Raw genomic sequence first — 19,082 nt, 5'->3', positions numbered from 1 at the left:
ATGGATAAAGAAGGAAAGAGAAACTTTTTGTAGCATACGGGAAAGTGTAAGAAAACTGGAACTGTTGCGAGGGCAGTTCCAGTCAATGTTTTCTTTGTACCGTCAGTCTGTGACGTAATTCGTGTTGAAAAACAGTTCTTTCTCATCCGAATTTACGTCAATTCCCATATACTTGTTTGGAAGATTACCGAAAGCAGGAGGAAGGCTCTTTACCTTGTAGATCACGGTGTCAAGGTTTGGTGCCAACTTCCCGCCGTTCACGACATTAAGCCATTCGCGGTTGATCCTAACGGCACAATATTTCGGATCAAAGGCAACCTCTTTGTTCTTGATTGCCAGTAACCAGTCCACGAGTGACCAGTCTGACGAATCTGTAAACAATTCAAGGTCGTTGAATACCGAGTTCATATCATTCGTTCCAGTAATCTGAATAGTCATAATTTGTCTCTCTTTCTATCGATCTCTTTCTATCAATACATCTTCGCTTCGATCGTATTCCTTGGCATTACGAAAGGCAGATTGGAGCATTTCAAGGGTTTCTTTTTCGTAGTTACCGGAGAGAAAAGATGCGTCTTTTAGATCTGCAAGCACTCGACCAAAGCAATCCTGAAACTTGTCGTTATCCCAATCCCGTTCGAATTCCTTTGGTATATCAATGACTAACTTCATTTCGTTTTCTTCCTTTTCTATCAGCACGCATTGATACAATTCAGACGTTGCTTTGCTTGTTTATACGCACGTTTGTATAGCTTATGTACTACTTTCATGGATTCAAGCCTTGTATCCGTTTCCCCAATCTTCACAAACCCGTTCTTTTCCGCCTTTTCGTTGAGATCAAGCGGGTATTCCCAGTATGTTGTATAGTTTGATTCCGTGAGCTTATAGATACCGTACTTCATACTGTTTTTTTCTTTCCGTCAGAAATCAAAAATAAGGTAGTTGCCATTTGGAAGATGTAACACATCTGTCTTTTCGCCAAGACGATCAATCAAAGCTCCCATATACAACTCTTTGATAGATGCGGGAGTCATATCGTCATCGTCAAGTTCGTCTTCCTCCCATTCTGTGACCGTGTACAGATACCCATAGTCGATAATTAAATCATTAAACGAACACTCGGCATTCGTTCCATACTCCGTCCAGTCCCGGCAGATTTCTTCCGGATCGAATTCGGCATCTTCATCATAATGTTCCAGTAATGCTTTCATCCCATCATCGGTAAAATAGGAATCACAACCGATTTCAAAAAAAGCCTGTTTCATGTAGTCCACAGTAACGGTCACTTTCATGTTGCCCCTCGCTTTCTTGTTGTTCTTTCAACGTTCCTTTCAATACATACATAATAGCATTTCCTTATATAACTTGTCAAATTGAAACGGAAAGAACTTTGCGAAAGATGGAATAGAATAGTTATTATGATTCATTCAGAAGTGTAAGCCAAGACAGTCCTTTGCACAAAAGAGGGGAGTGCCAGATAACACTCCCTCTTGTTACGGAATCGCCTTGACCTCTTCAATCAATCTCTTGTATTTTCCAGTTCTTCCTGTTGTTCTTCCAGAACCTCATGGATGCACTCCGGGAGAAGCATACAACGAATACTGACATCCATAGCTTCCCATTCGTCATTCATGAACCAATCGGCAAGCTGCTCTTTTGTAACGAGTCCCTCGTCACACAGGTCCTGTAGGAGATCGGTATTCTCATTTACATATTCCTTTGCTGTCTCCCGATTAAACGTGTAAGATCCTGAACCGTTTCCTGTGACAGAATCCTCACAAAACAGGTCATCGTTCAGTCGATCTTCCAGTTCCTAAAAATCAGTATCAGAATTGATTTCCTCATTGTCACAAAGATATTCTCGAATATCCTGTCGAATCGTTTCTTTGTAGTCATACTCGTATGCCATGTTTTATCTCTCCATTTCTTCCTTATCGTCTTCCAATGACCTGCTGTGAATGTACAACTGGTTGTTTGTACCCTTGAACAACTGACTTTCGTCTGCATTCTGGTAAGTTTTTAACAAATCACCGAAGTCGCTCTGAAAGTCAAAGTCAGGATTGTAGGTCACATTGTTGCAGTTGTCCCGAATGTAATTGCTTGCGTCCCGAGCATTGTCGAAGACATTGAAGGCAATATGGATCTCGGAATAGATTGCGACAACGTGCAGGGGTGGTTTCCCCACTTTATAAAAGACGGCATAGCCGTAGGTATTCATTGCATTCATGGTGTAGCTCCCCTTATCGCTTGTTTTACGGTTTATCGCTTGAATTCGCCTTTATCGCTTGCTTTAACGCTCCAGTTCTTCGTCTTCTTCTTCACTTTCCTCATGGGTTCTTCCCAGATTCCGCTCACAAAATTCTTCCAGTAACTTTTCCACATCGGCTTTCTGACGCTCATATCCGTCAGCTCCCCTGTAATGCTCATGGTCTGACCAGATAGCCCTTGCCTTGTTCTCATACTCTTCGATGCCTTCCAGACGTTTGCCCGGCATATTCCGATAGCCCGTGCAGATGGTGATACCGTACACATCGTAGGCGTCAAAGTTCCAACCATACACGCCTGTCGTATATGCAAATGGCTCATGATTCCTGAGCAACGCTTCCAGATCGCAATACCCGGCACAACGAATGTTTGTGGAACTGTTTACAATCGCTTTTCTTGTTGTCTTTACTTTCATAGCTTGATTTTCTCCTAATCTATGTTCGATTCTGCTTGTTTGTCTTCCTTTTGCTTGTTTCTGAGTCTTTGCTTTGCAAAGGCTCAGAGTTAAAGACTGTAAGTCGAACTTTTTCCTTACAATGTTTCTATGCGTAAAATCTATGGAAAAATGCAGAAGAATGGCAATGTCTTCAGACGGAAAGTAAAGAGTTGGCTATCATCTACGGTTGAAACCGTTGGTTTTCTCACCACCCACACGGGTTATAAATAACTCTCACCAGATTCCTTCCGTATCTCCGCCGTTTCTGCAATCACTTCCGCTTCGTGCTCGGAAAGCAGATGATAAACCGTATGTTCAGGATTCTGTTTGCCCGACAAAAGCTCTTTTTCATACGCACATAAAACGCTTTCCTTCAAATAACTGGAAATCATACGACATCCAAAAGACGAGTTTGCCTGTGTCAATAACATTTGCTGAAAAGCACGAGACAAAGAGATCTTTCGCCTATAACTTCTGGAAAGCGTATGCACTTCCTTTGCAATGATCTCATTGACACTCTCTTCGGAAAGTCGGTCATAATTTACAATCAGAGGGAACCGTCCCAAAAGCTCGTGCGATGCACCAAAAGAAATCATATTTTCCCGTGTGACGTAGGTGAAATGCTTTTCCTCTTCGGACAAATCCTGTGCAGAAAAACCAACCTTTGCCGTTTTTTCTTCACGCTCTTTTCGAAAGGCATCGAAGGAACCCAGTCCAATGAAAAGGACTTTATCCGTAAAGATCGTTCCACGCTGCACCGTCACCGCCGATCCTTCCAACATGGTCAGAAGATCGTCCTGAACATCGGCATTGACGTTCTTTCCGAATCCGTCATAGTTCGGTTTCATCTTTTTGTCGATTTCGTCCAAAAAGAAGATCGCAGCGGGGTGTATCGTCTGTGCAGCCTTCGAAAGATTGAAGAGCGTGCCAAGCATTTCGTTTTTGTTTGCCCCGCGGAATCCGGTCGGGCTTAACTGTGTCATGTCAAATAAGAAGATCGGCAGATTCGGAATCTCCTCTTGAAAGTAATCCCGCAATGCCCGATAGGTTTCGGTCTTTCCCGATCCGGACGGTGCCGCAAGCAGCATATGATCGGTAGATGGAAGGTCATCGAGCAGGCTAGTGATATAATGATAGGTATTTGACAGAACATGGATCAGGTTGTCCTGCCCGATCACACGCTTTGAAATCGCCTTGTAAAACGCCGGAAAGGGCACACGCTGTAAAAAGCTTTCGATCTGATCGAGAAGAACATCACTAAAATCTTTTGCAAAATCATCGGTTTCTACTGCTTCATTCTTCATACCATTTCTCCTTTCTGTGCCTTTCTCTTCATTTGTTCTATTCGTAAAAAAAGAAGAAAATGACAGGTTTTTACGAATTTATTTTTATTTTTTTTAAAGCGGGAAGGAAATGGTAAAAAAAGAAAGGTTCTGTTTCAACTTGACATTATAAAGTGTATCATGTAGAATAATAGGTGTAAGAAATAGCCAAACAGAAGGGATGGCACAAGCAATGGTAATTACGATGACGAAAATGGATAAAAAGGGAAAGAACATCCGCCTGCGTACTGACGATCTGAGAATCCAATCTTATGTCGCATCACAAAAAACCCTTTTCCAAACGATGCAGATTATCGCAAGGGACGTAAACCGCCTTGGTGAAACGGCTGAGTTTGTGATTGATGAAGATTCCTTCAAACAATTTGTAATAGTGAGGTAATTCACATGGAAATGAACACATCGGAGAAGATCCGATTCCTTGCACACAGAAAAGGCATGACCATGGGGGACATTGCAAGGGGAACCAAGCAGACCAGACAGAATCTGTCCAACAAGATGACACGGTGCGACTTCAAGCAGTCCGAACTGGAACGGATTGCGGAAGTCCTCGGGTGCAGGTTGAAGGTGTCGTTTGTGGACGAAGAGACAAAGGACGAAGTTTAATTTTGTCATATTCGTGGCAAATGACGAAATTGAATGACAAATGACCAAATTGAAATGAGGTGCTTGAATGGAACTTATTACCACCTTTCAAGATCAGTATTGGTTTCTGTCCAATTATTATCCTGCCCCTGTCCTTTATCACGGAATCACCTATCCGAGCAACGAAGTGGCTTTTCAGGCACAAAAGACGACTGACCCTGAACTACAAAAGCAGTTCTCCTCTCTATCTCCCGGAGACGCCCGGCGGTTCGGACGGTCAATCCCTCTTCGACACGACTGGGAAAAGGTTAAAGTATCTGTCATGCGAGACTTGGTTCATGAAAAGTTTCGTCAGCATCCGGAATTGTCGGACAGGCTCTGTGCTACGGGAAACGTCATTCTAATCGAAGGAAACACTTGGAATGATAAGACTTGGGGTATGGTGCAGGCAAGCGATGGAACTTGGCATGGACAAAACCTGTTAGGACAGATTCTGATGGAAGAAAGAGCACGACAACAGGAACTCAAGCAAGAAAGGGAAATATATGATTCTTTATCACGGAAATGACCATGTTTTAGCGAAACCGCTGTTTGGTTTTGGAAAACAGGATAACGATTATGGTTCCGGATTCTATACCACACAAGACTTTCAACAGGCAGTCGCTTGGGCTATGTCTTATAGTTCTACCGTTGCATACGTCAATGCTTATGAGGTAGACGAAACCAAATTAAATGTAGTTAATCTGGATCAGTATGGTCCTTTATCTTGGATTGCGGAAATTGTGGCAAATCGGGGTGCCAGAGGAGAAAGAGCCATGCTCTTGGGACGTGAGCTATCCAATCAATACAGGGCCGATCTGTCTAAGGCAGACATCGTAGTCGGTTATCGTGCAGATGACAGTTATTCTGATATTGTGGATGCTTTTTTACAAAATGAAATCAATGTAGACGAAATGGATCGACTGTTTCGGGAAGGGCATTTTGGACTGCAATATTTCATTAAAAGTCAAAAAGCTTTTGATGCTTTGGAATATCGTGGTTATCAGAAATTCGGCATCTCTGAGGGTTATCAAAACCAAGCAGAAGTCAAAGCCAGAATGGATGTTTCCCGGTTCCTTCGAAACCGATCATCTCAGATTGTTCTAAATGGCTTCCGGCCAAGCGGGATTACGGCACAGGAAGCTGTAAAAACACACTTTGTATATGATCCAATTTACAAGTATTATGCCCCGGAAATCAAAGGGGAAGTTGGAAGTAAAGAGGAAGATAAAGAGACATCAGAAGAAGAAAGGGAGCGATAATATGGGACTTCTGTTATGTGAAACCGGTGGAAAACATCCGGCCTATCCAAAAGAATATCTGGAAGGAACCATGAATCTGATTCGTTTGGTGTTCATTCAAATGAACGAAATCAACGACTTGGACATCTATCAGCAAATTGACGCTTTCCTTCGATTTTCCGACATCCGTCAAAAAATGGATGAGGGAAACTGGTCTGCTCTCATGAAGGGATGGAAACAGGTCTACCATAGCGTTCCTTTGGATGCTTGTGATCCGGGCGAAAAAGCAGATGATGTTCTCTTGCATTGGATGGCGGACATTTATACCTACTGGCAATGGAAATACAATCGGTCTTCCAGAGTCATGAGCTACCGATGCCCGGCAAAGGAACTGGCAAAATTGTTCTCTCCGCTCCATGAAGCGTCTATTCCAAACGCAGCAGAGAAACTGGATCAAAGATTCTTTTGATGGGGCAGTACCTTGCACATTGCCTGAATTTGTGCTATATTAAGGATTGGAATTGCGGTGGCGGTCTTCGGACACCACCTAGAGGGAACCTGACGAGTTGGGTCCCTCTTTTTTATTGTCATGGGGTAACGAATCGTTACTCCATCGGTCATAAAGAAAAGAGAGGTGTAAAACCTCTCTTTTGTCTTACTTGTCCCTGTCTTCCATGTAGTCATACTGACCGTTCTGGTCATCATCCCGCACATTCCGATAAGGGTCTCCCCGGTCCAAGGTCACAGGATCTAGTGCCTGTTCCTGTTCCAATTCTGCCATGTGGTCTCTGTAGTGCTGCATCTTTATACCATCGCAAAACGAATTCTTGTCGTATCGGTCGTTTCTCTCGCAATCCTTGTCATACGTTCCGTTCAATACCTCATCCCGAAGACGCCATGCTTCTTCCGAAGAGATCATATCATTGACCTCTGCATTGTTGATGTCCGTCTGATAGTCTACATAATCACAATCTGTCAAGGTATATTCCGGATGATTTATTGCATATTTTCTCCGTTTGATATAAAGAAGCGTTGCGTCTCGAATATACTCTGGCATTTCCAAAATCTCTCGTTCTGTCATGTATCTTTCTCCTTTTTTCGAAGAGGGCCTTCGTCCTGTTCATTGGCGATCAGAATGATCCCTCTCTTTCCCCGGTATCGGCACCCTCACAACTAAAGTTCATGGGATCTTTTTTCTTCTTTGTCACAAAAAAGTTCATGAATGTCAATGCCAAGGGCATCTGCAACACGAACAGCCTGCCAAGCTCTGGCGTTCCGGAAGTCTTTCCTTCCCGCCAGATAGGGTTCTAAGGATCGGGCGGACAGACCCGAGAGTTCCGCAAATTTCTTTAGTGACATCCCTCTTTCGGATAGGATTCGTTTTAACGGGCTCGTCATCGTTCTTCCTCGATATCGTCCATATCGATGGTTTCCTCCTCGTCAAGCAGATCGCATGCCGAAGCAGTAGGAATGGTATCTACCCTGTTTTCAACAGTACCTGTTGCGTTTACATTCTGACATTCCGATTTTTCAACATTCGAAGCTTCGTTTCTTGTCTCTAAAATGATGTCGTGGATATTAATTGGACATCCTAAGTTTCTCATACATTGAACAAATTTACAGATATTTAAATTTGTTTTTGTAAGGCGAATGAGACCATTGCATTCTTCTTGGTTGTTCATCAGAAAGAGATAATCACCATTTCGCCTTGCAACGAAATCGTGATGATTAATAGTAATTTGTGTGTCACAATTTTCGGGCAATTGGCAAAGTGCCGAAATATGGAGTTCAAAAATCTTAGCAATTACTTTAGAATTCCATTGTTTGTATTCGTCCGTCTTTTGAATAGACAGATCTTTTTCCAAGGCCGGGATCAACAGTTTCTCATATCGAACAGAAACCAACGACTTGTAAAACTCCTTTCTCCTTTCGGAAATATAAGGGATACTGTCAATCACATCGTTGATTGCCCGAAGAGAAATTTTTGGAATAATCCTTCGTTCTGCTCGAAGAATTTCTGGCTCACGACCGTTTAAGATTTCGGCAAAGGATAATTTCTTGTGTGTATTTTCGTCTCGTAGTGCAGATTTTACTGTGAGTGCTTCTCGATTGGCTACCTTTTCAGATAACTCTTCATCGGAAAGCAAAGGAGAAAAGGAAGATCCGCAGTCAAAGACGGGTGCCATGCCAATTGTATGATTTGGATATTCTGCAAGCCCCCAATTCCCATTATGACGGTCCGTGTTTCCGATTAAGGAATCTACAATCGTCATATCGCAATACCTTTTCCATGCTGTTTGCCAATCATTTACAGTTTTCTTTAGAAGTTCTTTTACCGTGGACGGTGTCACAATGTTTTGCACATCAGAATCAATAGAAGATAGGATTAATTTTTCTGCCTCGTGTAGAACAATTCCATCATTTCTAAAATCTCGACACAAGCATGCAATCTTTTGCTTTCCCGCTTCTGTGGTATAGATTCCAAGCGATGTGTTCTGAGCAGGAATTTCAATTGTCTGATAAACATGGCATCCAAGATATTCTGAAACAGCATTATTAATATAAGAAAGCCGCAATTTCCTTTCTCGTGTTGGGTCTGGGAATTTTAACATATATCGTTGACCATCATCCATCAAAAGCGTTTTCTTCTTTTCCGATCCACTATATATATTGAATTCTTCTTTCATGATGTGAGCATTAATATTGTTCAGAAATTCACGCATTATCAATTTCCCTTCTAAGCGCTTCAAATTCCGCATCTGAAATACGATGAACGGATCGAAGCATTTTTAGATCATTAAAGAGATCCTGATAAGCACACAAAAGCTCATAGTGCATATCTGTACTTGGGTCTTTTTGATATCGAGATAAGGCGTTTCGATAGGTCTCGTAATCCTCTTTTGTTTCTTCATCCAATTTTTCGGCGTAAAGCATGTTGTTTCCTTCTAAAAAACAGATTAATTTGTTCTGTTCTTATTATATACGCACATCAACGTATATGCAAGTTTGACTCCCTGACCTTCTCCAACACCTTTTCGTCTTCCAGTTCGCTGGCGATCAGATTGATTCCCTTATTGCCTTTGTACCGTTCTGCATTCAATTCTCCAACGGCAAGGAATGGTTTGTCTGGGTTTAAGTCACCAAGCATTTCCTTATATCGGAACACCGTCACCTTTCCATGGTCGCCAAAGAAGAGGGCAGTATTCTTGTCACTTCCGCACAGATAGGGTTTCTTTTCCATGGGATTCATGTGAACACCGAAGAGGGGAGCAGGATTGCCCTGTCCGAAGGGGGCAAACTCCCGAAGTGCCTGATAACATTCTTCCATCTCGTCTTGGTTAATGGTGAAGTCCGGCTCCAGATGGTCATGCTCGGCATAAACGGACAAGTCGGGGAGATTCTGAATTTCTTCCAGTTTGTCCCGATAGACCGACAATCCGGCGGCACCGGCATGACCGCCAAATCCTGCAAAATAGTCCTCGGGCAGTCCGCACAGATAGTCAAAGATGTTAAATCCGGGGATCGACCGTGCTGAACCCTTCAAGACCTTTTCATCCTGCGTGTCGGTCAGGATAATGCAGGGGACACCGAACCGTTCGGTCACATTTCCGGCCAGAATACCGATGATTCCCTCATTGATGTTTGGAACGTAAACCCATAAGGGGGATTTCAAGCCTGTTTCCTGAATGTTCTTTTCAATGTCGGCATACAGGGTCTTGGTCAGGTCCTTTCGTGCTTCATTGACCTGTACCATCTGCTCTGCAACCTCTTTGGTCGGGTGCAGAAGGTAGCTCTCTGCCTTGGCCGCTCCGCTATCGTCCATGCGGGACTGGGCGTTGATGATCGGGCCAAACAGGAATCCAAAGTCCTTCTCAGTAATGTCTTCCCATTCAAATTCCCGATTCGGCATCTGGTTGTAGGCTTCTGCCAAGAGCCGGAAGGGGGTCGGAAGAATCTTATTGGAGAGTTCGGTCAGTCCCTCTTTCACGATCTTGTAATTGTCTCCCGTCAGCTCCATGACATCGGCGACCGTACCCAAGGCAGCAAAAGCACGAAGATGTCGTAAGAATTTCGGATTTTTCACGAATTGTTCTGCAATTTTATAGGCGACTCCTGCACCGCAATAACCGTCATAGTCGAAGGGATTGCAGTCCTTGGCTTTTGGATCAATGCAAAGGTCTGCTTTTGGAACTTCGTTTCGTCCCTGTTCATGGTGGTCGGTCACAATGACACGGAATCCCAGTTTCTTTGCATAGGCAATGGGTTCTGCCCCTGCAATGCCGTTATCGACCGTCACAATGGTGCAGGTTTCCCCTTTTTCGATGGCATCCTTTCGCCGTTCATACAGACGGTCAATCAGGCTTTCTTTGATGCCATAGCCATCGGTGATCCGGTTCGGGATCAAAAATCCCGTGTCCTTATGGAAAGTACTCGTCATCAGCTTGTACATGATGTAGGTGGATGTCACACCATCACAGTCATAGTCGCCTAAGATGTCGATGTGGTCAGAATTCTTTACAATGGCATAGAATTTCTTCTTGACCTTCTCGTTCATGCCGAAGGTCTGGTCCTTTAAGGCATCATATTCCTCAGCCGTCAGACCAAGGTTCTGTAAGGTATATTGTTTGATTGCTTCATGAATTGTCATTATGATTTCTCCTTGTCATGGAAAGGGAAGTCCCTTTCCTAGGCGTGATTTGATAGAATCACGCCTAGGGCCACAAAAATAATGGTGCAAATCCGAAGGATTGTAGGGTGTCGGGATCACGGAAATAACCGAACGTGGACAGGTCACGCCTGATATGGTACTTATCGTCCATGGCGATCATGCCGGACAAAAACTTCCGTGCGTCCGGAATCTTTGCGTCATCAATCGCCCGAAACAGAATGGTCTCGGGTTCCAATCCCTTGTACAAGGGGTTTCGGTTATATCCATCAAACAGGTCCTTTGCCGAAATGTATTCCATGGCAGGACTGGTCATGTTCCGAAAGCGGAAGTACACGCTATCGTACAGGACAAAATAATCCCCATCGACCGTTGGAACAAAGTCTCGATATTTGCCAAGCAGATATTCCGGCTGCTCCGTGATCTCTGTTCGAAAGAGGAAGTAGAAGATATTGGCATCGTCTTCATCCTGCAAGCAGTAGCACTCCCGATGGTAGGGCAGGGTCAGGTTTCCGGTATCTCTGGACAGCACAACATCCTGTGATTCGTCATGATCCTCCATAAAGGAGAACACATCATCCATCACAGGCTGCTGATATAATGTCACATTCTCAAATCGTTCGTCTGGGTTGTACCGAATCCAATAGCAGTCGTACAGGGACAGATAATGGATCGGAGTGAAGTCCTTGGAACTTACTACCCCGGAATCCTGTAACATCTGCACATCCGCACGATGGTCGGACAGTCGCCGATTCGATAGCCAGAAATTGACATCCGCTTCCGAATCCAACCATGTCAAATTGGGTGGAAGATGGGAAGGATTGTCAACCGAAAGAATGCGACTGCAAACCCCCGACTCATTCAAAAGAAAGGTACAAACTTCCGTGTCCTTGTGCATAAGGGTGACTTGTTTCATACAAGGTCTCCTGCATGGTCTTTTCCCGACAGGATGTCGGTCACCCGGTCATGAGCAAAGTTGTAGGACTCATTGTCCAAAAATAACGTAGCAAAAACGCAGGCAAACAGTCCTGCCAACAAAAGGTTTCGAAATGCAGTCATAATGATTTTTCCTTCCGTCTTTTTACATTTTCAAAATGTACTCTTTTGTAGTTTTTACATTTTGTACATTTTCTTATTTGTACCGTTTGACTTCATCGCCGTCAAAGTGGTTAATGGCGTTAATGTCGGGATTTTCCGACTCCAACACGAACAGGGAAACGATTTGTTCCTTTTCGTCATCAGCCAGACCGTCCCAGATAATGTCGGCTTCCTGTACCGCTTCTCCTCTGTCCTCATATTCTTCCGTGAAGACGTGATGATTTCCACCCCAGACAAATTCTCCCCAGATAATATATTTCATGACATTCACTTTCTATCTCGTCAGGTCGTGTGCGTCCCGATCGGCACGATTCTTTAGTGCTTTCTTGGTTTCCAAATAGAAGTCTCGGAAATCATCGTAATCTTTCTTATCGTCTACGGAAACATAAGCACAGTCATCAAAGAACGACCATTTCTTCCAACCCGTTTCCCGATCGGCAATGTCAGAAATTTCTCTGACCATGCTTTCTTCTTCTTTACTAAAGTCAATTTCGGCAACTCTGAAGTTACAGTCTTTGGTCTGCCCGTGGTAAGAAATTCTCATAGCGTTTTCTCCCTTTTCTTCCGTTTCTTTGGAGCGAGTGCTTTGATTTCACTATAGATTGCCTTATTCTTTTTCTCCTGCCAAAGTCCATACGGTGCATTTCCACTTCGGCACAGAATGGTAACATCGAAAGAGGAATCATTTTCTGTTTCCCAGTCAATGAAAGTCTTTAGAATGGAAAGATAGACATCCTTTTCGTTTCGTACCTTATCATGACAGGTTTTTCGCCATGCCTGTGTTGTATTCCATCCGGAATACAGATCATTCAGTTCCGGTACAAGAAAGGCAATCACACCACCGATTCCGACATCGGCATTCTTGACCTTATGCGGCGATGGGTACTTGCAGATCAGAACGTGCAGAAGTAAATGCTCCAAATAGTCACAGTAGACGATATTCTCTTTGGTCTGCCATGCAAACGGACAAAGCTTTGCAATCTCGGGTGTAGACAAAAGCACCATGGTATCTTCCATCTTGTGATGAGCAAACAGTCCATCCCTCGTTCGAGAAACTTTCGGATTTTTAGAAAAAGAAGGTGTGAAGTAGTCCGAAAGACCGACACCATACTTTTTTTGCAGATAATTGCAATAATCCAGATAGGTCAGATCTTTGACCTGATTGTATTCGGAAAGGTTCAATTCTGTTTCCTTTCTCTTATACCGGCAGGCTCGTCTATGTCTGCCTATACGGTTTCCATTTCCAGTCTTACAAAGTCAAGCATGGTCATGTCGGAAGGCTCGTCTGACAGGATCGTGTCATTGTCTTCCCAACCGACTAGACCATCCGAATAGCGTACCTTGGAACCCGTATCATAAACATCAGAAATCATGTAATAGCCTTCCGAACCTTTACATCCCCTGATTTTCCGCACCGTTCCAAGTGCCGGTTTCTGTGTTCCCTGCTTCACGTCTACCATAATGTCCACCCCTTTTTCTTTCAACTCACATATTCTCGACAACCATCTGCAAAAACTCACTTGCCTTCATGTCGGTCGGTTCATCGACCAGAAAGACCTCGTTCGATACCCAAGCAAAGGAACCATCGACATACATGACCTTGGACTTCTTGTCCAGAGCCTGTACCACCAGATAGTAACTGTCCGGACGGTCACTTCCGATCAGCTTTCTTACGTCTCCCTTCTTGGGATTGTTCCCGGCTTTCAGCCAGTCTACCATGCAGTCTACGCAGGAATATCCATCACAACCCGGTTCGGGGCAAATGCTTGCACCGTTTTTCATCAGGTCATAAAGGAACTCTGCCAACTGTCTGACATCCATCGCTTCAATACGTTCTCTATTCGTCATGATTTCGTTTACCTCTTTTATCTTGTCTATTGCTTACATTACTTCTATGGATAAAAAGTTATGAAAAAACCAAACGGTTCGCACTTTTTTACGTACAATCGCATTGATTTTTGTTCGGAAGGATCTGCCGGAGTTTCATCCACTCGGAAGACGAGAGGGTGACACCGATGGGATAGACCGATGACCCGATGGAGTAGAACACATGATATTTCTGTGTCTTCTGTTTGTCGCTTTTCACACGGCACAGAGCATCCGTCATTTCGAAACGGCTCAGATACCCCTCGGTATGTCTTGTTCCGTTCAAGAGGATATTCTTCTCGGTCGGCAGTTCTTCCCGAATGCTCGTTCCCCATGTCAAGCACCATGGAGAACCAGTCAGCTCAAACAGGCCGTCTGCTGCATCGTAGGTTTCATCCGACAGGTACTTCTTGATCGTTCCGGTTCGATCCATGAGATAGACCTCATAGATCAGTTTTCCTCTGGAATGGATCGGCTTGTCCTTATTCACAAAACAGATGACCACACCGACCTGCTTTCGGTCCTTTCCTTCCGGGAAGGCATCGGTCAGGCACAGTCGCTTTCTGGTTTCCTTGTCGGGAAAGACCAGTCCCATGGTCAGGTATTCGTTCTCATATCGGGTTCGTGTGTCGTTGACCGATTCCTCGACCACAGGCTCGGCTTGGAAGTCTTCCAAGTGCGGAAGCTTGTCCAGTTTCTGATCCCGTTCTTCTTCATTCTTTGCCGACTGCATGACCTTCCAACGTTTCAGACCGATCGGAACATTCGTTTCGAAATAGGAAAGAATGTCATTCCATTTTCCAAAGCAACGGAAATACCCGGCTTTGGTCAGGGTAGTAAGCACCGGTAAGGTCAGCTTGTTCTTGATCCAGAACTCCCGTAAGGTCTGGCACTCGTTGTCAATTTGCAGGTCTTTACTGATTCCCTTCAGTCTGGCATATCCAAAATAAATCGTGTCCGTGCCGTTAAACCAGAAGTCTGCATGAGAGTATCGAACGTCTGCCTGTGCCAAGGTCATACCAAAGGAAGGCATTTCTGCTGCAAAGGGAGCGACCTCGTCCAGATTGGCCACATGATTCAGGGAAACCGCATAGAACTCGCCCGGGTGATAGCACTTAAAGTAGGCGGTGAAGAAGGATACCAGACTGTATGCGGCCGCATGGGACTTATTGAAGGCGTAGGATGCAAAGTCCAACATCTGATCGAACAGGGCATTGTAAGGGGCAAGGTCATCGTCCGATAGTCCGAACGTTGCCTGTACGCCTTTGATATTTCGGCTCTCATCTCCATGCAGGAAAGCTTCCCGCTCAATGGTAAGCTTGTCCAGATTTTTCTTTGCCATGGCACGGCGGACAAGGTCAGCGTCACCAAGGCTATACCCGGCCAAGAACTCAAAAATCTGCATGACCTGTTCCTGATAGATGATACATCCGTAGGTCGGTTCCAGAATCTGATTCAAGGTGTCGTTTGGAATGTCGATAGCCTTCTTTGGCTTTTTCCCCTGTCCTTTCCGATACCACTTGGTTGCCACGATTTCATCCTTGTACTGGAGAGGACCGGGGCGGTAGAGGGCAACCAGAAGGATCAGGTCCTCAAAACATTCCGGCTGAAATTCCCGCATGAGTTCTTTCATGCCATTCGATTCAAACTGGAAAATGCCCTGTGTGTTTCCGGTCGAAAAGATGTCCTGATAGATCTTCGGGTCTTGCAGTAGTTCTTCCCGTCTAGCCAGATTCATGATCGAGTTGTCACCGGTCAGCTCCATCATGTCCGTCAGAAGATTCAGGTTGATAAGCCCTAAGAAGTCCATCTTTAAGAATCCTGCCTGTTCGGCTTCATCATGGACGCATTGGGTGGAGAAGTTCTGTTTCTTCGTGTTCCAGAACAGGGGCATGGTGTCCGTGATGTCGTCCCGGCTGATAATGTTTCCCCCGGCGTGCTGACCAAAGGATAAAAACAGTCCGGACAGGTTCGTGGCCAGATGGTAGATGTCCTCTTCCCGCTTGTTAAAAGATGCGGTGTCGGAAATATTCCCGTCCTTGTCGATGGCTTTTGCCAACCGGTCGGCATCGTTATACCATGGCTTTAAGAAAACGTTCTCTTTCACGTTCATACGGTCGGTCAGGGGAAGGTTGTTGTATTCCTTGGTTCCCAGATACCGTGCGGCCAGACGAATGTTTCCTGCCAATGCTCCATAGGTCTTTGTGATGATCTTGCAGGTGGAGTTTTCCCCGTACTTCATCTTCGTGTATTCAATGGCTTTCCCCCGGAGGTCAGGGCGAAAGTCACAGTCAATGTCCGGCATACTCTTTCGTTCGGGGTTCAAAAACCTCTCGAAAAGAAGATGATACCGCACAGGATCAACGTCAGAGATTCCGAGAAGGTAACAGACCAGAGAGGAGACCGCAGAACCACGTCCCGGTCCCATGTTGATTCCCTGCTCCGGGATATGGAACGCTTCGATGGTTTCATCCAGTTCTTCCATGGTCGGAACGATACCCTGATAAGTGACGGATGTGTTATCAAGGTTAATGGTTCGATTGGTCAGGTCGGTGGTAAAGTCAATTCCATGGTCACGGAAGAAGTCGACACAGTAGCCGTACTTCTTTGTCCAGTTCACATAGTCCTGTACAATGAGATGATAACTGGCATATCCCATGCCACAGATGATGTCCAGTTCATGAGCCAGTCGCTTGTCATATTCTTCGGTCGGGAATCCGTTCGGGAATCGAACGGTCTTTCCAACCTCGACCATGGCTTTTAAGTCCTCTTCCGGGTGGTCAGAGAACTTCGGGTAGTGTTCCTCGGACTTCTCGTACAGATAGTCTGTTTCGCAAGCGGATAAGACTTTCTCGACATTTGCCATGCCCTTTGTAACAATTTCTTCCGGTACGTCCGGAAGCTTTCGGATGGTATCCATCAGGTCAGGATCATCCTTGATGTAAAGCTCCCGGTCTCCATCGGAAATGTCCCAGACCACATGATAGCGACTGTACTGAGCCACATTTCTCCGTAGGAAGTCCTCTTCGGTCGGGTGCAGTTTTCCGACATGGATGTCGTTCGTGAGAAGAACGTTGTCGGTATGGAACTTTTCCAGTAACCGAACGATGGCAGGATAGATCTGCTGCTCAGATCGGATGCCATGGTTCTGAAGTTCGAAGTACACATAGTCCTTCCCAAAGATGGAACATAACTTCTCGTAGGCCAGAGAGCACAGATTATCAACCTGCTCCATAGACAGAGAAGGCAGTTTCTCAATTCGTTCCATCTCTGTTTCATACCGCTTGCAATGGAGATAGAGCTTGTGATTGTCCTTGTAGGCTTTCGTTTTCTTGTTGGCAGACAACTGTTCTTCCAAGGCATAGATGTGTTCCATTTCTTCCTCGGACAGTCCTAACCGTTTTCTTGCCTTCTCGGTCTGTTCCTCTCTGGTGATATTCGAATCCTTTACGATCTGTCCGAAAATTCCCTGAATGCAGGCAGACGAATAGAAAACGTGCCCCTTGGCAACGTTCTTTTCCAGATTAGCCCATGTGATGATGGGACGCTTGTCTTCCGGGTGCAGGGAATAGTGCTTGTTGGCTTCTGTGATGATTTTGGACAGGGAACGATAGCCCACCTTGTCCTTTGCGACTAACACCATGTGAGCATTGTGGAGGGAGAATCCACCGATCTCATCGGTCATGGTTCCTTCTACCCCGGGAACAACCTTGACCGACCGATCCTTACACTTGTCCTTTAGCTCCACGAAAGAGGTGAAGACATCATGCTCTGTGACGGTGACCTTCTTTGCCCCCACCTTCTCAAACTCATCCAACATGACATCGAGATTATTTCCCGTGTCGTTCGGGGATTCAAAATGGACGTGCCAAGCTCCATACATCGCAAAAGAGTCCTTTCTGTGCCTGTTTTTCTTCTACATACTTTCTATGCGTAATTTTTTATGAAACAGACAGAAATTCAGGAAATTTTTGACAGAGATTCTTCTTCGTCCTCAGTCTCCACAGGTTCAGCCTTCTTGGCATCCAACCGTTCCACCATTTCATGACCTGCTTCTCGTACAATCAGTTGGGTTAATGTACTGGTCTGGAAGTTATGTAAGGGTTCCAGTTCCCGTAACACCTCACTCTTACTTGCACACTTCGGGAGCTTGTTTAGGATGTCTATGGTCTTTACATATTCGGACTCAATCTCCTTCCAATGGTGCTTAGGATAGTACAGTCCATGCTGAGACTGTGGAAGGACATCAAAATCCTTCTGAAGGTCTCTCGTGATTCCCGGTACCAGTTCCATAAACAGAAACTTCTGCTTGTTACTTAACTCGTCCAATATCTGCATGGGTCTTATGACAGAGTGTTCATAGATGTGACGACCTTCCCCTCCTTCTTTGAAGTAGGGACTACTGGATGGGAGATAGGCTTCCCTGTGCCAGTCATGTAATGCTTTGAGTGCTGTTTCCATATCCTTGTTCATGGTTTCTTTTCTTCCCTTCTTGGTTCCAACGGGACAACCTTTACCAGTTCTTCTATGCGTAAATTTTGGAAGGAAAGGGACGGGTAGTTTGGGGAAGGTCTGTAAGCTCTGTATGGACTGGTTCTATGATTTGGTATGCAGGCATCCACAGGTCTATGACTTGGTACATATAGACTTTACATTTTTTGCACACTTTTTGAGGTAAGACATAGAGGTTATCTAAGGGTGGTGTAGGAAGGGTTACAAGGTACAGGGTAGGTGGGTTCCCAGTACCCATGAATTGGTACATATAAACTTGACAGAATTTGCACACTTTTTTGGTATGGTACATACGAGGTTATCAGGGTGCCAGAGGGAAAAGAAAAGGGGGTGTAAAAGTGTGCAAAAAGTTTCAAATCTATATATTCGGCCTACGGCCTTTAATTCTTCGTCATTGCTACGCAATGACTCAGATGTACCAATACCTACCTTTCCCAACCGAACTGGTATGCTAACCATTCCCTGTCTGTCGGATGGTTAGGGTGGTACGATTTAGTCAAGAAAGTCAACTTTTAGTCAAGGAATTAGTCAACAAAGATGATTGTGAAGTTAACGAAAATTCGGTAGGTGAAATAGCCCCTGTCTGTCAGATGGTTAGGGGAGGGGTAAAGAGGGTAGGATAGGGTAACGGTAAAAGTGTGCAAAAAGTGTCAAGTTTATATGTACCAAGTCCTAACCCGTACCCTTTGCACACTTCCTACCGCCTATCCTACCATCCCCCGCTCTACTATCCATCCTTCTGTAACCCTTCCCACAGTCCTTCCGTGGTCAGTCCTTTCCATAACCCTTCCCCTTCCCCTTCCGCAACCCTTCCAAGCTTTCTTTCAACTTTTTTCTCCATTTCCTGTCATCCTTCCAATTTTTTACCCATAGAAGAAGTAGAGGTGCTGATTCGTAGGGGTCAACTCTCCAAGGTGCTATGTCATAATTAAATATGTACAAAAGTTCCGGAATAAAAATGTACAAATGGTATCATCGTAAAAGCTGATAAAGGAGGCTTTGCGATGATTATCAAATCACCTGTTACAACGAATCTG

General features: G+C 44.8%; 25 protein-coding genes. 5 read left to right on the top strand and 20 right to left on the bottom strand.

Annotated elements, in window-relative coordinates:
• Positions 1-102: 102 nt before the first annotated feature.
• The 6 genes from ACKX2L_RS05980 to ACKX2L_RS05955 all read right to left on the bottom strand — a co-directional run bounded on the left by ACKX2L_RS05980 (position 103) and on the right by ACKX2L_RS05955 (position 4,002).
• On the bottom strand, positions 103-438 hold the full coding sequence (locus tag ACKX2L_RS05980) for a hypothetical protein (RefSeq protein WP_497552852.1): 336 nt from the start codon (positions 436-438) through the stop codon (positions 103-105).
• A 15-nt stretch (positions 439-453) separates the two neighbouring features.
• Complete coding sequence (locus tag ACKX2L_RS05975) at positions 454-669, bottom strand: hypothetical protein (RefSeq protein WP_497552851.1); 216 nt, start codon at positions 667-669, stop codon at positions 454-456.
• A 248-nt stretch (positions 670-917) separates the two neighbouring features.
• Complete coding sequence (locus tag ACKX2L_RS05970; protein ID WP_497552850.1) at positions 918-1,289, bottom strand: hypothetical protein; 372 nt, start codon at positions 1,287-1,289, stop codon at positions 918-920.
• A gap of 620 nt (positions 1,290-1,909) precedes the next feature.
• Positions 1,910-2,224, bottom strand: a complete 315-nt coding sequence (locus ACKX2L_RS05965; protein WP_497552849.1) for a hypothetical protein — start codon at positions 2,222-2,224, stop codon at positions 1,910-1,912.
• 63 nt (positions 2,225-2,287) lie between these two features.
• A complete protein-coding gene (locus tag ACKX2L_RS05960) occupies positions 2,288-2,677 on the bottom strand; it encodes a hypothetical protein (protein ID WP_497552847.1) in 390 nt (129 codons plus the stop codon).
• A 242-nt stretch (positions 2,678-2,919) separates the two neighbouring features.
• Positions 2,920-4,002, bottom strand: a complete 1,083-nt coding sequence (locus ACKX2L_RS05955) for an AAA family ATPase (RefSeq protein WP_497552846.1) — start codon at positions 4,000-4,002, stop codon at positions 2,920-2,922.
• 199 nt (positions 4,003-4,201) lie between these two features.
• Here ACKX2L_RS05955 and ACKX2L_RS05950 point away from each other — a divergent pair, with 199 nt between their 5' ends.
• The 5 genes from ACKX2L_RS05950 (at position 4,202) to ACKX2L_RS05930 (ending at position 6,372) form a co-directional block, all read left to right on the top strand.
• A complete protein-coding gene (locus tag ACKX2L_RS05950; protein ID WP_497551019.1) occupies positions 4,202-4,420 on the top strand; it encodes a hypothetical protein in 219 nt (72 codons plus the stop codon).
• 5 nt (positions 4,421-4,425) lie between these two features.
• Positions 4,426-4,644, top strand: a complete 219-nt coding sequence (locus tag ACKX2L_RS05945; RefSeq protein ID WP_497551018.1) for a helix-turn-helix domain-containing protein — start codon at positions 4,426-4,428, stop codon at positions 4,642-4,644.
• A gap of 67 nt (positions 4,645-4,711) precedes the next feature.
• Positions 4,712-5,191: a riboflavin biosynthesis intermediates N-glycosidase gene (gene ybiA / locus ACKX2L_RS05940; protein WP_497551017.1), complete on the top strand. Its 480-nt coding sequence runs from the start codon at positions 4,712-4,714 to the stop codon at positions 5,189-5,191.
• Positions 5,169-5,924 carry a DUF3990 domain-containing protein gene (locus tag ACKX2L_RS05935; protein ID WP_497552845.1) on the top strand — a complete coding sequence of 252 codons (756 nt, stop codon included), beginning with the start codon at positions 5,169-5,171 and terminating at the stop codon, positions 5,922-5,924. The genes ybiA and ACKX2L_RS05935 overlap by 23 nt, the downstream gene beginning before the upstream one ends.
• A gap of 1 nt (position 5,925) precedes the next feature.
• The gene (locus tag ACKX2L_RS05930; RefSeq protein ID WP_497551015.1) at positions 5,926-6,372 is read left to right on the top strand and encodes a hypothetical protein; all 447 of its coding nucleotides are present in this window, start codon (positions 5,926-5,928) and stop codon (positions 6,370-6,372) included.
• A gap of 186 nt (positions 6,373-6,558) precedes the next feature.
• Here the strand turns inward: ACKX2L_RS05930 and ACKX2L_RS05925 are convergent, their stop codons facing one another.
• From ACKX2L_RS05925 to ACKX2L_RS05860, 14 genes are all read right to left on the bottom strand, one after another.
• Complete coding sequence (locus ACKX2L_RS05925; protein WP_497551014.1) at positions 6,559-6,984, bottom strand: hypothetical protein; 426 nt, start codon at positions 6,982-6,984, stop codon at positions 6,559-6,561.
• A gap of 92 nt (positions 6,985-7,076) precedes the next feature.
• Positions 7,077-7,301, bottom strand: a complete 225-nt coding sequence (locus ACKX2L_RS05920) for a helix-turn-helix domain-containing protein (protein ID WP_497551013.1) — start codon at positions 7,299-7,301, stop codon at positions 7,077-7,079.
• Positions 7,298-8,626 (bottom strand): hypothetical protein, encoded by a 1,329-nt coding sequence (locus ACKX2L_RS05915; protein WP_497551012.1) that lies wholly within the window; start codon positions 8,624-8,626, stop codon positions 7,298-7,300. Before ACKX2L_RS05915 ends, ACKX2L_RS05920 begins: the two co-directional genes overlap by 4 nt.
• Positions 8,619-8,837 (bottom strand): hypothetical protein, encoded by a 219-nt coding sequence (locus ACKX2L_RS05910; protein WP_497551011.1) that lies wholly within the window; start codon positions 8,835-8,837, stop codon positions 8,619-8,621. Before ACKX2L_RS05910 ends, ACKX2L_RS05915 begins: the two co-directional genes overlap by 8 nt.
• A gap of 55 nt (positions 8,838-8,892) precedes the next feature.
• Entirely contained in the window at positions 8,893-10,551 is a 1,659-nt protein-coding gene (locus ACKX2L_RS05905) for a DHH family phosphoesterase (protein WP_497551010.1), read from the bottom strand.
• A gap of 64 nt (positions 10,552-10,615) precedes the next feature.
• Complete coding sequence (locus ACKX2L_RS05900) at positions 10,616-11,485, bottom strand: hypothetical protein (protein ID WP_497551009.1); 870 nt, start codon at positions 11,483-11,485, stop codon at positions 10,616-10,618.
• On the bottom strand, positions 11,482-11,628 hold the full coding sequence (locus tag ACKX2L_RS05895; protein WP_497551008.1) for a hypothetical protein: 147 nt from the start codon (positions 11,626-11,628) through the stop codon (positions 11,482-11,484). The genes ACKX2L_RS05900 and ACKX2L_RS05895 overlap by 4 nt, the downstream gene beginning before the upstream one ends.
• 73 nt (positions 11,629-11,701) lie before the next feature.
• The gene (locus tag ACKX2L_RS05890) at positions 11,702-11,929 is read right to left on the bottom strand and encodes a hypothetical protein (protein ID WP_497551007.1); all 228 of its coding nucleotides are present in this window, start codon (positions 11,927-11,929) and stop codon (positions 11,702-11,704) included.
• A gap of 12 nt (positions 11,930-11,941) precedes the next feature.
• Entirely contained in the window at positions 11,942-12,211 is a 270-nt protein-coding gene (locus tag ACKX2L_RS05885; RefSeq protein WP_497551006.1) for a hypothetical protein, read from the bottom strand.
• A complete protein-coding gene (locus ACKX2L_RS05880; protein ID WP_497552844.1) occupies positions 12,208-12,849 on the bottom strand; it encodes an SAV1803-related protein in 642 nt (213 codons plus the stop codon). The genes ACKX2L_RS05885 and ACKX2L_RS05880 overlap by 4 nt, the downstream gene beginning before the upstream one ends.
• A gap of 44 nt (positions 12,850-12,893) precedes the next feature.
• On the bottom strand, positions 12,894-13,127 hold the full coding sequence (locus tag ACKX2L_RS05875; protein WP_497551004.1) for a hypothetical protein: 234 nt from the start codon (positions 13,125-13,127) through the stop codon (positions 12,894-12,896).
• Between the two features lie 25 nt (positions 13,128-13,152).
• Positions 13,153-13,515 carry a hypothetical protein gene (locus tag ACKX2L_RS05870; RefSeq protein WP_497551003.1) on the bottom strand — a complete coding sequence of 121 codons (363 nt, stop codon included), beginning with the start codon at positions 13,513-13,515 and terminating at the stop codon, positions 13,153-13,155.
• 88 nt (positions 13,516-13,603) lie between these two features.
• Positions 13,604-17,416 carry a DNA polymerase III subunit alpha gene (gene dnaE / locus ACKX2L_RS05865; RefSeq protein ID WP_497552843.1) on the bottom strand — a complete coding sequence of 1,271 codons (3,813 nt, stop codon included), beginning with the start codon at positions 17,414-17,416 and terminating at the stop codon, positions 13,604-13,606.
• 77 nt (positions 17,417-17,493) lie between these two features.
• A complete protein-coding gene (locus ACKX2L_RS05860) occupies positions 17,494-18,006 on the bottom strand; it encodes a hypothetical protein (RefSeq protein WP_497551001.1) in 513 nt (170 codons plus the stop codon).
• Positions 18,007-19,082: the final 1,076 nt, after the last annotated feature.

Source organism: Porcibacter vitabionis, from assembly GCF_046263795.1.
Classification (GTDB): Bacteria; Bacillota; Clostridia; order Lachnospirales; family Lachnospiraceae; genus Lachnocurva.
The sequence above is the reverse complement of the archived record's forward strand: the minus strand, read 5'-3'. Positions and strand labels throughout refer to the sequence as shown.

Coding starts and splice junctions, on each gene's coding strand:
- ACKX2L_RS05980 (WP_497552852.1), bottom strand. CDS start 438: ATGACTATTCAGATTACTGGAACGAATGATATGAACTCGGTATTCAAC.
- ACKX2L_RS05975 (WP_497552851.1), bottom strand. CDS start 669: ATGAAGTTAGTCATTGATATACCAAAGGAATTCGAACGGGATTGGGAT.
- ACKX2L_RS05970 (WP_497552850.1), bottom strand. CDS start 1,289: ATGAAAGTGACCGTTACTGTGGACTACATGAAACAGGCTTTTTTTGAA.
- ACKX2L_RS05965 (WP_497552849.1), bottom strand. CDS start 2,224: ATGAATGCAATGAATACCTACGGCTATGCCGTCTTTTATAAAGTGGGG.
- ACKX2L_RS05960 (WP_497552847.1), bottom strand. CDS start 2,677: ATGAAAGTAAAGACAACAAGAAAAGCGATTGTAAACAGTTCCACAAAC.
- ACKX2L_RS05955 (WP_497552846.1), bottom strand. CDS start 4,002: ATGAAGAATGAAGCAGTAGAAACCGATGATTTTGCAAAAGATTTTAGT.
- ACKX2L_RS05950 (WP_497551019.1), top strand. CDS start 4,202: ATGGCACAAGCAATGGTAATTACGATGACGAAAATGGATAAAAAGGGA.
- ACKX2L_RS05945 (WP_497551018.1), top strand. CDS start 4,426: ATGGAAATGAACACATCGGAGAAGATCCGATTCCTTGCACACAGAAAA.
- ybiA (WP_497551017.1), top strand. CDS start 4,712: ATGGAACTTATTACCACCTTTCAAGATCAGTATTGGTTTCTGTCCAAT.
- ACKX2L_RS05935 (WP_497552845.1), top strand. CDS start 5,169: ATGATTCTTTATCACGGAAATGACCATGTTTTAGCGAAACCGCTGTTT.
- ACKX2L_RS05930 (WP_497551015.1), top strand. CDS start 5,926: ATGGGACTTCTGTTATGTGAAACCGGTGGAAAACATCCGGCCTATCCA.
- ACKX2L_RS05925 (WP_497551014.1), bottom strand. CDS start 6,984: ATGACAGAACGAGAGATTTTGGAAATGCCAGAGTATATTCGAGACGCA.
- ACKX2L_RS05920 (WP_497551013.1), bottom strand. CDS start 7,301: ATGACGAGCCCGTTAAAACGAATCCTATCCGAAAGAGGGATGTCACTA.
- ACKX2L_RS05915 (WP_497551012.1), bottom strand. CDS start 8,626: ATGCGTGAATTTCTGAACAATATTAATGCTCACATCATGAAAGAAGAA.
- ACKX2L_RS05910 (WP_497551011.1), bottom strand. CDS start 8,837: ATGCTTTACGCCGAAAAATTGGATGAAGAAACAAAAGAGGATTACGAG.
- ACKX2L_RS05905 (WP_497551010.1), bottom strand. CDS start 10,551: ATGACAATTCATGAAGCAATCAAACAATATACCTTACAGAACCTTGGT.
- ACKX2L_RS05900 (WP_497551009.1), bottom strand. CDS start 11,485: ATGAAACAAGTCACCCTTATGCACAAGGACACGGAAGTTTGTACCTTT.
- ACKX2L_RS05895 (WP_497551008.1), bottom strand. CDS start 11,628: ATGACTGCATTTCGAAACCTTTTGTTGGCAGGACTGTTTGCCTGCGTT.
- ACKX2L_RS05890 (WP_497551007.1), bottom strand. CDS start 11,929: ATGAAATATATTATCTGGGGAGAATTTGTCTGGGGTGGAAATCATCAC.
- ACKX2L_RS05885 (WP_497551006.1), bottom strand. CDS start 12,211: ATGAGAATTTCTTACCACGGGCAGACCAAAGACTGTAACTTCAGAGTT.
- ACKX2L_RS05875 (WP_497551004.1), bottom strand. CDS start 13,127: ATGGTAGACGTGAAGCAGGGAACACAGAAACCGGCACTTGGAACGGTG.
- ACKX2L_RS05870 (WP_497551003.1), bottom strand. CDS start 13,515: ATGACGAATAGAGAACGTATTGAAGCGATGGATGTCAGACAGTTGGCA.
- dnaE (WP_497552843.1), bottom strand. CDS start 17,416: ATGTATGGAGCTTGGCACGTCCATTTTGAATCCCCGAACGACACGGGA.
- ACKX2L_RS05860 (WP_497551001.1), bottom strand. CDS start 18,006: ATGAACAAGGATATGGAAACAGCACTCAAAGCATTACATGACTGGCAC.